At 69.6% G+C, this 13,851-nt stretch carries 7 protein-coding genes and 1 pseudogene; 2 read left to right on the plus strand and 6 right to left on the minus strand.

All coding sequences use genetic code 11. From position 1 onward, the window contains the following. Nucleotides 1-258: 258 nt before the first annotated feature. Together ACFYW7_RS26625 and ACFYW7_RS26630 are read right to left on the minus strand one after the other, a co-directional pair. Nucleotides 259-1,188: a LysR family transcriptional regulator gene (locus ACFYW7_RS26625; RefSeq protein WP_389506674.1), complete on the minus strand. Its 930-nt coding sequence runs from the start codon at nt 1,186-1,188 to the stop codon at nt 259-261. Between the two features lie 168 nt (nt 1,189-1,356). Beyond that, a complete protein-coding gene (locus tag ACFYW7_RS26630) occupies nt 1,357-2,343 on the minus strand; it encodes a fibronectin type III domain-containing protein (protein WP_389506676.1) in 987 nt (328 codons plus the stop codon). Nucleotides 2,344-2,720: 377 nt separating this feature from the next. Between ACFYW7_RS26630 and ACFYW7_RS26635 the strand changes: the two are divergent. Then, a pseudogene (locus ACFYW7_RS26635) lies at nt 2,721-3,416 on the plus strand (glycoside hydrolase family 75 protein); the annotation flags it as partial. A gap of 1,288 nt (nt 3,417-4,704) precedes the next feature. On the opposite strand, the gene ACFYW7_RS26640 reads toward ACFYW7_RS26635, so the two are convergent. The 3 genes from ACFYW7_RS26640 to dhaK form a co-directional block, all read right to left on the minus strand. Then, a complete protein-coding gene (locus ACFYW7_RS26640; RefSeq protein ID WP_389506679.1) occupies nt 4,705-5,121 on the minus strand; it encodes a PTS-dependent dihydroxyacetone kinase phosphotransferase subunit DhaM in 417 nt (138 codons plus the stop codon). Further along, on the minus strand, nt 5,114-5,713 hold the full coding sequence (dhaL, locus tag ACFYW7_RS26645; protein ID WP_389506682.1) for a dihydroxyacetone kinase subunit DhaL: 600 nt from the start codon (nt 5,711-5,713) through the stop codon (nt 5,114-5,116). The genes ACFYW7_RS26640 and dhaL overlap by 8 nt, the downstream gene beginning before the upstream one ends. Before the next feature lie 64 nt (nt 5,714-5,777). Then, the gene (gene dhaK / locus ACFYW7_RS26650) at nt 5,778-6,770 is read right to left on the minus strand and encodes a dihydroxyacetone kinase subunit DhaK (protein WP_389506684.1); all 993 of its coding nucleotides are present in this window, start codon (nt 6,768-6,770) and stop codon (nt 5,778-5,780) included. Between the two features lie 2,485 nt (nt 6,771-9,255). Between dhaK and ACFYW7_RS26655 the strand changes: the two genes are divergently transcribed. Further along, nucleotides 9,256-9,423 carry a hypothetical protein gene (locus ACFYW7_RS26655; RefSeq protein WP_389506686.1) on the plus strand — a complete coding sequence of 56 codons (168 nt, stop codon included), beginning with the start codon at nt 9,256-9,258 and terminating at the stop codon, nt 9,421-9,423. 878 nt (nt 9,424-10,301) lie between these two features. On the opposite strand, the gene ACFYW7_RS26660 is transcribed toward ACFYW7_RS26655, so the two are convergent. Next, nucleotides 10,302-13,793 carry an FG-GAP-like repeat-containing protein gene (locus ACFYW7_RS26660; RefSeq protein WP_389506688.1) on the minus strand — a complete coding sequence of 1,164 codons (3,492 nt, stop codon included), beginning with the start codon at nt 13,791-13,793 and terminating at the stop codon, nt 10,302-10,304. Nucleotides 13,794-13,851 lie beyond the last annotated feature (58 nt).

Here is a 13,851-nt window from a genome sequence, read left to right on the forward strand (position 1 = left end):
CCTCAGAGCGAGCCAATGCGCCCCGGCTCGGGCCCGCACGCGGACGGGGACCGGGCAGGTGACGGATTCCATCGTCCGGCGCACTGCCGACGGACCTGACGCGGCTGACGGCACGCCGATCCGGCGTCCACCGCCGACGGGCGGGGATCGCGCGCGACGCCGGTCACCAGGTGCGGCCGCCCCCGCCCGCGTGCTCACCGGCGGGGGTGCCGCCCGCCGTACGCGTCGCCCCGCACAGGGGTCGGCTCCCGGCGCCGGTCACCAGGCGCGGGCCGCCCGCAGCAGCCGGTCCCGGACCAGGGCGACGTGCGGATTGTCCGAGACCCCCGGCCGCTGGGTCAGATAGCCGGTGTTGATCGGCGGGTCCTCGGGTGCCGCCAGGGCGACCAGCGCGCCGGAGGCCAGCTCGTCCTCGCACAGGTAGCGGGGGAGCACGGTGATCCCGGCGCCCGCCGTGACCGCCGCGAGGACTCCGCGCAGATCGGGCACGGTGACCGCGGCCTGCGCGGACAGCCGTACGCCGAAGACGTGCCGCCAGTAGCGGCGGGCGATGGGCAGGTCCTCGGCGTACGTGACCAGGGGCAGCTCGTGCAGTGCCGCGGCACCCTCGGAGGCCACCCGGCCGGGACCGATGCGCTCGGCCCAGTCGGGGGACGCGACGAGCACGAACTCCTCGTCCATCAACGGGACGGACTCGAGGACGCGCCCGCGCGGCCGGGTCGTGGCGATCACCAGGTCGAAACGCCCGCCGCGCAGGCCCTCCAGGAGGTCGTCGGTCAGCCCGGTGCTGATCCGCAGCCGCACCCCCCGGGCGGTCAGTGGTGCCAGGGCCGGCAGCACCCGGGTGCACAGCAGCTCGGCGGGGCCCGCCACCTGGACCGGATCCGGCGGCCGGCCGACGCCGGGGCCACCCCGTTCGGCGACCGCCGCCAGCGCGTCCAGCGGCGCCCCCACCTGCGCGGCCAGTCCGTCCGCCACGGACGTGGGGATCACACCCCGCGGCCCCCGTTCGAACAACTCCCGCCCCAGTTGCTCCTCCAGGGCCCGGATCTGCGTGGTCACCGTCGGCTGGGAGAGGCCGAGCAGCCGCGCGGCGGCGGTGAAGGACCCGGCCCGGTGCACCGCGAGGAAGGTGCGCAGCAGCGAGAGGTCCAGCGGCGCGCCGGTATTGGATTCCCTATGGGCCATGAGGTCAACCCTATGCGCAGCTATCGCTCGCCCCGCCGGCCGACCCCGACCCGGGCGGACCGCGGGGGCCGGCGCCGGCCGAGCTGTCAGGGGGCGTCGACCCGCCGGTCGGTACGGAGCCGTCGACGGCACCGGCCTGCCGTCCGGCGACCTGGCACGGGTGTCGGCTCACTGGCGGCCGGTCGTCACGGAACGCTCCGGCGAGAACCCTCCCCACGTGCCGTCGGGCAGCTTCGCCCGGATCCGCACCCGGTGCGCCGCGTCCGCTTCACGGCCGACGTAGAAGCTGTGGTGGTTGGTGCCGCGGGGCGCGTCGCCGCCCCAGACGAGCGAGGTCACCGGGCGCCCGTCGAGATGGATCTGGTACTCCGTGATCATTCCGTCGACCTCGGGCGCGATCCACGCCAGGTCGATGTAGTACGCCCCGTCGGCCCGGTGGGTCGTCGCCCGGAAGCCGGTCGGCGCCGTGCCCCGGCCGTCGTCGGAACCTGGTGCGGTGGTGATCCGGACGGTGTCGCTCGCCGGTGAGAGGTTGTCCGCCGCGTCACGGGCCCGCACCGTGAACGCGTAGGCCGTACCGGGCCGCAACCCCGTGACGACGGTGGCCGTCTGGGCGCCGCCGACGCTGTGGATCTTCGAGGTGCCCTGGTAGATGTCGTACGACGCCACCCCCCGCGCGTCGGACGACTTCGCCCACGACAGCTGGGCCGCCCGGCTGCCGACCGTCCTGCCGTGCGGGCCGCCCGGGCGGGTGGGCGGTGTGCGGTCGGCCGCGGCCGCCGCCGGGGTGGTGGCCCGCGCCGCCTTGCCGGGCGGCCCCGGGACCCCGGCGGTGGTACGCGCCCTGACGGTGAAGACGTAGGTGGTGGACGGTTCGAGCCTGGTGATGTCCACCATGTGCTCCGAACCGGGTACCTCCTTGACCTTCGTGGTGCCGCGATACACCTCGTAGCGGGCGACCCGCGGGTCCTCGGGGAGCAGGTTCCACATCACGTGGACGCTGGTCGCGCTGCCCGCGGCGGCGGTCACGCCCTGCGGCGCGGCGGGCGGCCCCTCGCCCCGGCCCGGCGTCCGGGCACCCCATCCGCAGGACGCCAGCACGAGCAGCGCGCCGCACACCAGCGCGCGCAGGAGGGTGGGGGGAACGCGTCGCACGGCTCTGCCTTCCCTCGGCCGGGTTGGTCTGTACCTATAAGACACGGCTGACGCGGCCACATCAAGAGGGGGGCGGTCGTCGCCCGGCCCGTCCGGGAGGTACGTATGCTGATCCCTGACGCGGCGTGAACTCGCCCCGATGTCAGGGGAGTTCTCGCCCTCGGCGCGGACCGCTGTCGTCGCTGATCCCGCGCCGCCGCGTGCGGTCGAGTGGCTGGAGCCGACTCCGGCTCCGGCCCTCGTCCGTGCGGCGCCCGGGGAGGACCTCCCGGAATCACCCGTGCACCGTCCGGCCCCCTCCCGGTGGACGCGCCGAGGGACGCCCACCAGATTTGGGCGAATGAGCGTCCGTATCCCCCAGGAGAGGTTCTCCCATCGTGCGTGTCCAGTCGCTGATGCTGGCCGCGGCCGCCGCCGCCCTGCTCGCCCCGGCCTCGGCGGTGCTGTCCGCCACGCCTGCCGCCGGACCCTCCGGCAACCATGGGGCGCCCGCGCGGGAGGGTGCCGTCCTGGCCGCCGGCCTGCTGGCGAAAGTCCGTGGTTGCGCCGTCGTCTCGAACGGGCGCTACCGCAGCGACGACGGCACCCGGGCCGACATCCCGGTCTGCGGTGCTCCCGGCGCGGTCTACTGGAAGGCCGACATGGACATCGACTGCGACGGCAGACCGGGCCCCCTGTGCAACGGCCGCACTGACCCGCTGTTCTCGGACACCACGGCCTTCCAGCAGTCCGACGGCCGCTACCTGAGCGCCGAGACCCTGCCCTACATCGTCGTACCGGCGGCCAGCGGTGTCTGGAACTTCCGGGACCACGGCATCGGGCAGGGTTCGGTGGCGGCCGTGATCTACGGCGACCGGGTCCAGTACGCCGTCGTCGGTGACACCGGCCCGGAGGACATCATCGGCGAGGCCTCGTACGCGACGGCCAGGGCGCTGGGGATCCGCGCCGATCCGCGCGGCGGCGGCACGCCTTCCGGGGTCACCTACCTCGTCTTCAAGAACTCCCGCGTGTCCCCCATCGAGGACCACGACGCCGCAGTGGCGACCGGTGAGCGGCTGGCCCGGGAGTTCGTGAACGCCGCGAACGACGTGCGGGACGTGTCCGAGGGAAGGGACGCGCACGACGCGAGGGACGCAAGAGATGCAAGAGACGCAGGAGATGCGGGGGGCGCCGCCGACGCGAGGGAACGGCGGGAAGGGAGGAGTGCAAGGGATGTGAGGGGTGCGGCCGACGCGGGGGACGTGAGCGACGCGGACGATCTGAGTGACGTAGGTGATGTGGGGGACGTGGGCGACCTGAGTGATGCCGACGACCTGGGCGACACCGGCGACGTGAGCGACGTCGACGAAGGGTGAGCCGCGGGACCGGTGCGGAGGGTGCCGGGCCGTGCGACGTGGCTTGCCCGCCGGTCGGCGACCCGCCCGGCGACCTGTCTGCCGGGCGGCCTGACGACCCGTCGCCCGGCAGCTTCGTGACCCGCCGCCGGGTGCTCCCGGCGGCCCCCCCCCGACTGGCGGTCCCGGCCGCCCGCTCGCCAGACAGGCCACCCCCGCTCGCCAGACAGGCCACCCCCGCCCGCCGGTCCGGCACTCGCACCGCACTCGCATCGCAATCGGGCCGCCGGGCCCCCGGGCCCTCGCCGTTCGTCCGTCCGTCGGACCGCGGCCCATCCGTTGTCGACGGGCAGGATCGCGCCGTTGATGTTGTTCGCCGTGTCGGAGGCGAGGAACGGGATCGCGGCGGCCTGCTCCTCGGCCTCGGCGAGCCGGCCGACGTTCCCCATGCACGTGCCGAAGGCGGCGGGGCCGTCGGCGCCGGGGTCGACGGCCGAGGAGAGCCGCGTCAGCCCGCTGTTCGCGGCCGGCATCGACGCGATCGCCGCGGCGCTGCGTGCCCGGCCAGCCGACAGCCCGTTCCAGGACGCGCTGGACCGGGCGCCGATGAGCGGTGAGGACCCGTTGGGGAGGCCGCAGCCGTCGAGGGTCCGCACGCTGCTGGGGCTCACTCGCACCGAGCCGGGGCTGCAAGCCGCCTGGCTCCAGGCCCACGACGAGGCCGAGCCGGTGTTCGCCCGCGCCCTCGCCGACCGGGCCGGGCTCGCCACCGTGGATCTGCGTTCGGAGATCCAGGCCGCCGTGCTCGACGCCGCGCTGAGGGCGGCGTCGAGCACTACGCCTGGCACACCGACGACGGGGACGCCACCCCGGACACGGCCCGGGCGGACCGGGCGGCGGCCATCCGCTCCGCCCTCGTCGTCGCCGCGCGGGGCATCTCCTGACACACCGGGGGCCGCGCCCCTCGCCGCGGAGGGTCGGTCGCCGTGGAGACCGCGGGTTCCCTCCGTGGGCCGCGGGTGGGTCCTCAGACCTTCCGGTAGGTGTACGCCTCCGTCGCCGCCGCCTCCACGGCCGCGAGGTCGGCGCCCGTCGAGGCCGTGACGAGCGCGGCCACCGTGCCCTCGACGAAGGGGGCGTCCACCAGACGCGTGTTGTCCGGGAGTTCGTCGCCCTCGTCGAGAAGCGCCTTCACCGTGAGCACGGCGCTTCCCAGATCGGTGAGTACGGCGACCCCGGCGCCCCGGTCCACGGAGGCCGCTGCGGCGGCGATCAGCTGGGCGCTGGTGCCCAGGCCCCCGTCCACGGTGCCGCCCGCCGGGGCGACGGGGGCGGTCGTGCCGCCACCGGCGAGGCCCGTCGCCAGCGCGGCCACCGACTCCGCCACGGCGGCGCTGTGGGAGACCAGCACTATTCCCACGAGTCCGTCGTCGGTGTCACTCATCGGCCGCCTCCACGAGTGCCGCCACCAGCAGCGCAGAGGAGGTGGCGCCCGGATCCTGGTGCCCGATGCTGCGTTCGCCCAGGTAGCTCGCCCGGCCCTTGCGGGCCTGCAGCGGTGTCGTGGCCACGGCGCCCTCCTCGGCGGCGGACTTGGCCGCGGCGAACGACTCGGCCAGCGCGTCGACGGCGGGCACCAGAGCGTCGATCATGGTCTTGTCCCCGGGCGCGGCTCCGCCCAGCGCCATGACCGCGTCGACGCCTTCGCGCAGCGCGTCCGTGAACCGCTCCTCGGTCACCTCGGCGGAATCCCCGAGGGCTTTGCCGGTCCGGCGCAGCAGAGTGCCGTACAGCGGCCCGGACGCACCGCCCACCGTCGAGATCAACTGCCTCCCGGCGAGCGTGAGAACGGCACCGGGGGTGTCCGGCGACTCCTTCTCCAGGGTGGCGCTCACGGCGGCGAACCCGCGCCGCAGATTGCTGCCGTGGTCGGCGTCCCCGATGGGCGAGTCCAGGTCGGTGAGCCGCTGCGCCTCCCGGTCAACGGACGCGGCGGTCGCCGTCATCCAACGGCGGAAGAATTCGGCGTCGAGCACGGAGTCTCCTTGCGTGGTACGAAACGTGACCTGATGACGGTGCGAGGTCGAACGGCGTCCGCTCTCACATGCCCCAGCGCAGCCCCGGTGTCCGCACCGGCGCGTCCCACAGGCGCAGCAGTTCCTCGTCCACCTGGCACAGGGTCACCGAGGCGCCGGCCATGTCCAGGGAGGTGACGTAGTTGCCGACCAGGGTGCGGGCCACGGGGACGCCGCGCTCGGTGAGCACCCGCTGCACCTCCGCGTTGAAGCCGTACAGCTCCAGCAGGGGGGTGCCGCCCATGCCGTTGACGAGGACCAGCACCGGATCGCGCGGCGCGAGATCCTCCAGGACCGCCTCCACGGAGAAGTCGGCGATCTCGTGCGACGTCATCATCGCGCGCCTCTCCCGTCCCGGCTCGCCGTGGATGCCGACGCCCAGCTCCAGCTCCCCGGGCGGCAGGTCGAACGTCGGGCTGCCCTTGGCCGGAGTCGTGCAGGCGCTGAGCGCGACGCCGAGACTGCGGGAGTTCTCGTTGACCTGCCGGGCCAGTGCCTCGACCCGTTCCAGGGGTGCGCTTTCCTCGGCGGCGGCCCCCGCGATCTTCTCCACGAACAGGGTCGCGCCGGTTCCGCGCCGCCCGGCCGTGTAGAGGCTGTCGGTGACGGCCACGTCGTCGTCGACGAGGACCTTGGCGACGCGGATGCCCTCTTCCTCGGCGAGTTCGGCGGCCATGTCGAAGTTGAGGACGTCGCCGGTGTAGTTCTTCACGATGAACAGCACGCCCGCGCCGCTGTCCACGGCCGCCGCGGCCCGCAGCATCTGGTCCGGCACCGGTGAGGTGAAGACCTCGCCGGGGCAGGCCGCCGACAGCATCCCGGGGCCCACGAACCCGCCGTGCAGCGGCTCGTGCCCGGAGCCGCCGCCGGAGACGAGGCCCACCTTGCCCGCGACCGGGGCGTCCCTGCGCACGATCACGCGGTTCTCCACGTCCACGGTCAGTTCCGGATGGGCCGCCGCCATGCCCCGCAGCGCGTCCGCGACCACCGTCTCCGCCACGTTGATGAGCATCTTCATGGGTACCTCCCGGTGAGATTGATAGACGGGTTCCTGGTCTGCGTTTTCCCTGTTCAAGCCTGGTGCGGATAGTTCTTGATCTTGGCGCTTCGTGGCGCTCGTTGTCGGGCTCCGGTGATACTGATGCTGACCCGATGCCGACTTTCGTGACGGTCTGTCAGACGTGTGGGGCAGCGGGACGGGGGTCGGCGGGAGTGCTGTCCCTTGCAGTATTGACCTTGCGGTAGCGAAGGTCACGCGGGCGGACGCTCGGGAATGTACGCGTGTGCTCGAACCGCTCTCTGTCGCCTGCGGTTGGGGCGGGGGACGGGCTGGGCTGATCCCGGACGGTGATCGGCTCCTCGCGCGTGCAGGCTGGCCAGCGGAGTCCCGGCTCGGTCTGCCGAGCATGTTCGGGCGGCGAGCGCTACCTCATCGTCGACGGGTAGGGCGTCCCGCTCGCGGTGTCGCTGGCCGGCCTGGCGGAAACCGCGGGTGACGTCATCCGGCTTCTGGCTCTGTCGGACAAGATCCCGGCGATCGCAAGCCGGGTGGGCGGACAGCGCTGACGTTTCGATGCGCTGTCTGCCGACTGCGGCTGCGACCATGACAAGTACCGCTGTGGGATCCGACCCGTGAGCGTTTTCCCGCCTCACGCTGACGTGTGGTGAAGGACGAGGACAGCCTTCACGATTTCCTTCATGACGATGCCGGACGGAACACCCCCACGTCGGTGGGGAGGACGTCGGCAACGCCCGAACCATGGAGACGGGGGTCGGAACACCCCCACGTCGGTGGGGAGGACAGGAGGCGGTTCCACTCCTGGAACGCGCCCGCGACCTGCTGGGTGACGTCGAGGACCAACGGCTGCTGGGAAGCGTTCTGGAAGAACTCAGCAAGGCCCAGACCATGTGCGGACAGTACAAGGGAGCCGAGGCTTCACTGCTGGCGGCGGAAGAGATCTACACGGAGCTGGGAGACGAGGCCCGTCGCGCGAAGCTGGCGCCCGTACTGGACCTGCTGCGGGCCGCCCTGGGGCCGAATCAACTTGCCCCGGCCCCAGGGTGTGGCACAGCTGGCGGCTGCGCCGGAGCCGATAGCGGCGCGAGCACAGGCTCAAGGGCCTGCTGGGCCCAGCGGCGGGCGGAACACCGCCGCGGCGCAGGCCGCGCTGTGCAGGCAATGGGCAGACACGGCCGGTGTGCTTGACTCCGAAGAGCTGCGATGGCGGCATGCTCAGGGCTGGCTGCGGCCTTCAGCCAGCCAGTGAGTTCTTCGTCTGCTGCTGGTCGGGAGCGATGCCTATGCTGACCTGAGGTAGATGCGACTGCGGGCGCAGCTGGCCGGATCTTGGTCCGGGCGGGCGCTCCAGACCGTGCCGGGGCACCTGGCGGAGGTGGCCAGCGGTTTGCGATGCGCTCCCTGCCGCTTGGCCCGAAACCCGTGAGTGATGCGGCCCGGGTGATTTGAGCCTGATCGGTGTCGGCCGCCGGGGATTGAGGAGCGGACTGCACGGGCGGCGAGACCGCCGGCTACGCAGCTCGACGGGGTGTGAGTACAGCTTGCAGGTGAGGATCAGCAGGCCTAGCCCGCCGATGCACCATGGCGGGCAGCGACACCGGCAGTCCCTCATTGCCGGCAGGTGTACGGCGCTCGGCGCCCGTCGTTGCTGACACGGCTGCTGGCCGTCCGACCCAACAGGGTTTGCCCGTGCCGTGGCGCAGCCTCGGCGCCGGTGCCGCCGCCCAGCTGGCAGGGCCAGCGTTGTTTCCGTCTTGCGGCGCAACGCTTGCGGCAGGTGCCGTCCACGGACTCACATGATCATGAACCGGGCGTTAAGGAACTCGCAGAGACCCTGCCGCAGGGCCGGTCGGGAAAGTATTCCCTTCGGAAGCATGGCATTTGAGGGCTCGGTTTCGCGGGGCTGGCGGGAACAGTGCGGCGTGCCGGGCCAGCAGATTTTCCAGCACGTGCCCCAGTGGCGGACTGCTTCCGTGAGTTGAAAAGGAGCTGCCGGTATTTGATGAGGCAGCACGCTGCGGTTATGTGAACCGGGATATCTGATTGAGGGTATTGGGCGCCCCGGCATCGATTCTGCTCCGCTCACGCCTAAGAGCTTGCATAAATCTATATCGACTCGGGTCAAACCGGACGCAAGCGTCATTCTTCGTGAACCGCTTGCCGAGGCCGCTACATTTTCCATCTGACGGTCTTTTATGCGAAGATGATTGTCGCCTGGGGCCCACTGATGCCTCTTTGGGAGCCGCAAGCAAAGTGCGGTGAGCTGCGCGTCCCAGTGTTTGAAACCGGACAAATTTCCGTCATTGAATGTTCACTTGTTGCAAAAGGGACTTAGGGTCGTATGCAGGAAAAGGCCTCGCCAGATGCGCCGCCGGGCGATCGGTGCTCATCGCCTCTGGATCCGTCAGCACCTGCAAGAGCCGGAGACGAGGATGCAACGCACGTGACGGGTCGCGGCCGTACCGGGATCGCATGCCTGTGGAGGGTGTCTGCCTATCTGGTGATGGCGGCGCTGTGCGCGCTGGTGGCTTACCTGTTCTGGGTTATCACCATGATGGGCGGTGGCTTGTATCTCCTCATCGGCGCTTTCGTCTTGTGCGCACCCCTTCCTACGCTGCACCTGATCACGCGGATTCAGAACAAGCGGCATTGACGTGCTTGCGGCACAGAATTCCGCCGCAATCATCACCGCCGCCTCGTCTCGCCCTCCGCGTTTCTCTCAACCAGGCCGCAAGCGGAGCAGGGCCGTCTGCCGATCCTGTCAGCATACGGTCGGCCAGCGAGGAGCTGTAGTAGATAGGCGGGGTATTTAGCCGGGTAATTTCCTTAGGGGCCGGTCTTTCCGAATGGAGAAGCCGGTCTTTTTTTTGGCCCTTCCTCTCCGGGCCTGGACGGATCATCTCTCAGGGGAGAACGAGACCCGGGTGCCGAGTGCAAGATGCCCGGCCCATGTGTCATGGGCGACTAAGCCTGCAGGCAGGGGACCAACTGCGTGTCGAGGTGACACTTGCGTCACCTTGCAGTCACCTCGCCCGTGCGAAAATCGCGTGAATCGACGATGTTCAGGTCCAGCCGCGGGGAAGGCGGCCGGGTAAGGCGACGGCTCATCCGGCTCATCAGAACCTCACCGAAGCTCGCCAGGGTTTCGCAGTCGTGAGCCACCCGACGTTCGTGCACCAGCGATGGCTGCGCTTGACGATAGCGAGAATGAGCCAGGCCTTTCTCTCGCGCCCAACAGGCAAGACTGCCCGCGCCGCATCTCATACTCGACGGATACCGGACCGCCCAAACAGGCCGGCCGGCTGCGTTCCGTACGCAAACGAGGGGGAATCACGCGATCGGGCACCGGAGTTGACGCCGGCCGCCGCGACTGCATACGACGGCGACAACAGGGCCTCCTGGCACTACTCGGGTTGCTTCGCAGCTCCGAGCCGCCAAGAGGCCCTGCCTTCATTCACCTACCGGGAAAGGCCACCCGGGCGGGAAACCCCTTCCGCAGACACGTTCCATGATCGGTTGAGATACGGACTGTCAGCCGATGGTGACCCTCTTCTGCCAGTAGTCATTGGCAGGGACCACTTCGGTTCCGGATCCGGTGAGGGCGGTCTTTCCGCCCGCGTGGAAGCGGACGGAGCCGTCCGGGCGTACGGACCAGATGTCAGGGATGCCGTCCTTGTTGACATCGGGTGTGCCGAACAGGAACGGCACACTGCTGCTGAACCAGCCGGAGGCACCGTATTCGGTGTCGCTGCCGCCGGATGAGTCGGCGCCGGAGGCCAGTGAGTTGAGGTCGACGCCGCCGTCCGATGAGCTGATGCCCTTACGGAGCATGAGGCGCCCGGTCGCGTCGGTTCGGTAGACGAGGTCAGCGATGCCGTCGCCGGAGACGTCCAGGGCAAGGACGAGGTCGCGGTCCTTCCACGCCGAAGCGGACAGGCGGATGACCTGGTCGACGGTGGCACCGTGGTAGCCGGTGAAGGCCCACAGCTCGTCATCAGTTCCCGCGCTGTTCCTGACAGTGGCGAAAAAGTCGGTGCGGCCGTCGCCGGTGACATCACCTGCGGCCACTATCTGGGTAAAGGAGGCGGGGCTCGGTGCGCCTGAGGGCAGGAGGATCTCTCGGCGCTTGTCGATGTTGACAGCGCCATAGCCGTCTCCGGGGTAGACCCAGAGCCTGCCCTCGGTCCGGACGATGAGGTCCTGCAGACCGTCGCCGCCGTAGATATCGCCGTTGTGCGTGATCAGTGCGCCCTTGAAGTGGCCGCCTGGCGCGGCGATATTCGGGGGCAGGTCGTCGCCGTTGGGATCCTTGTCCGGGTTGGCCCGGTAGGCGCCGGGCATCGAGTAGTCGAGGTCTCCGGTGCCCTTGGCCAGGTCGTCTTTGTTGGCCTGGGAGGGGTAGAGGGAAAGGTTGCCGGCCTCGGTGACCGCCATGAGGTCCGGTAGCTGGTCGCCGGTGAAGTCGCCGGGCTTGTCGGCCTGGTCGCGCGGGGTGACGTAGAAGAAGTACTTGGTCGGCTCAGAGACGTTGTCGGCGCTGTCGACGGTACGGACGTACAACACGTTGGGTCCCGCAGTGGGAGGTTTGGCGTTGGTGATGGTTGCGCTGACGCTGGTGGCGGTGCCGGGGGTACGGCTGACACTGCCGGTGTAGTTGGCTGAGTTGAACCCGTACTCGTAGCGCTTCACGTCGGTGTTGAGCGCGCGCACGGTGAAGGAGCCGGCCGTTCCAAACTTCTTGGCGGACCAGATGGCGTCCTCAGAACCGCTGCCGAAGCCGTTCTCGCTGGCGTCCGCGTTGGGGAAGTCGGTGGAAGTGATCTTGGGCGGGTGGGGGGCGGTGGTGTCGAGCACGAACCGGCAGGGGGTCGTGGCCGGGTACCAGTTGGAGGTGGAGGCGGCGTCGTCGACCGCTCTCACTCGCCAGGAGTACGTGGCCCCGCTCTTGAGTCCGCTGGTGGGAAACGTCTTGGTCGTTTTCAGAGCTGCGCCGGTGTCAGCGCCTACGGAAACCTTCCCCGTCGCCTTCAGAAGGTCGCCGGTGGAATCCCACTTTTTTGTCTCCCACAGGTCGAAGTCGAGGTAGTCGAGGTTCTTGTCCTTGTCGGCGGCCTTGGCGGTGAACGTGAGATCGCCGGAACCCATCCGGACGTACGGCTTGGTGGTGGTGCACTTGCCGTCCGGGCCGAGGTCAAGGGAGTTGGACGTAATCGTGGGCTTGCGGTTGTAGACCAGCTCGAGGACGGGTGCGAAGTCCATGTCGGCCTGGAACTTCTTCCATGCGTACTGAGCATTTTCGTCACGGGCCCGCATGCCGAAGGTGATGCCTTCCTCGCCCCTGTCTGCTGCCTTCTGAGCTCCCTTCTTGACGTCGAACGTCTCGAAGGCATCGCGGCAGCCAGCCTTGTACCCGTGTGCGAAGCTCTTGGTGGCAAGCTTGTTGCCGTCGTGGAGTTTTGGTGCGTTCTTCCAGTTGGTGTGGGAGTTGACCTCACTGGTGAGGTGGACGCTCATGGAGCGGTCCTGACAGGACCAGGAGTAGGTCTCCAGCACCCTCAGCTTCGCTTTGGTGATCTTCGTGCCCTTGAGGTCCTTGTCGAAGGTGATGTTGAAGTAGGAGCGGGAGGTGCCCCAGGTGTCGGACTCGAAGCCGACGCGGGCCTCGTGGCTGCCGCCCTTGTTGAATCCTCTGCCGTTGTAGAAGGTGGCGTTGGGGAATCGGTTGTAGGCGGTGGTCCAGTTCTGGGTGTGCTTCTTGACCGACGGGTCAATGAACACCGGGTAGGTCGTGGCTGAGTCGGCGAGGAAGCCCTGGTCCGGCGTGAGCGTCCACTGGCCGGCGGACAGATCGGCTTCGACGATGTCGCCGCGCGAGTTGGGTGAGGGCCCATCCAGTGAGGCCAGGCTCAGCGTTGCGGCGGATCCGGTCTGCGTAGGCGCGGGCGTCGGCTCGGCAGGTGCGGACGGCAGCGCGGAGTCAGAAGCCGTCGGTTCAGGGCCGTCAGTGGCCGACGGCAATGCCTCGACGTCGGCGTCCTTCTGCTCGTCGGATTCAGTTTCCTCCTCCTCGGACGGGCTGGGTGTGTCCGAGGGGGACGTGTCGGCGGAGTCGGTGGGATTCGGGGACTCGGCCTGTGTGGGCTGCGCGGTGGCGCCGACGGTGCCGTCGGTGATGGCCGGCTGCCCGCTGTTGTCCCACATCAGAGGTGTCGGGGAGACGGCGACTTCTTCTCCGTAGGCATTCTCCGCACTCACGATCCCGGAGACAGGGTCGAGCCGGAAGGTCAGGTCAGCGGAGTGCAGGCCATAGGCGAGCTGCTGCACGTGAGGGTCGGAGGCGGCCTGACGGTTCTTCAGGACGATCACCTGCCCGAAGCCGTCGTCATCGGCGGTCAGTACAAGGTCAGCGCCCGGGAAGATCTCCGGGTACAGGGCGCGGTTGCCGTCGATGACCGGGGCCGGGATCGCGCCGGGCCAGGTGAGCTGGATGCTGTGGTCACCGCCGCCGACGTACAGCGTGATCAGTGGAGTTCCGGTGTCGGCTGCTGCGTTCAGCAGGGAGACTCGTCGCACGGATGAGCGGGAGGCATGCTGCTTGTCATCGCCGTGGGAGCTGTCCTTCGAACCGGCGGAGAATATCATCCGCGTGTTCGTGGCCTTCGGTTCCCAGCCGGCTTTGGTCTGATGCAGGCCAGGGTCGATTTTCTTCCATTCACCGCCGACCTTGGCCTGGAACGGGGAGGAGTGCAGCTGCTTCTCCATCAGCCCGTCGGGACGGGCCCAGGTGCTCGAGCGTGCTGTTCGCGCCGCAGTCACCTCGACGTTCTTGCCCGTCTTGGCGGCCTGCGCCACCGCGGCGGACTCAGTAACCGTCTTGGACTGACGCCCGGCGCCGCCTGCGCCGTCCCCGTTGTCGCCGTCCAGCCGGAATCCGGCGTAGACGATGCCGCTGGTTGCCACTGCGGTCGCGAGCAACGCTGCGCCGACCCGACGGTCGGTCGGGCGAAGCCAGTTGCGCGTCATCAGACGAGGTTCCCTTCCCCAGAATGCCACCGGCCATGAACTTCCGCTTCCTGGTATG

Source organism: Streptomyces sp. NPDC002580 (assembly GCF_042889485.1).
GTDB lineage: Bacteria > Actinomycetota > Actinomycetes > Streptomycetales > Streptomycetaceae > Streptomyces.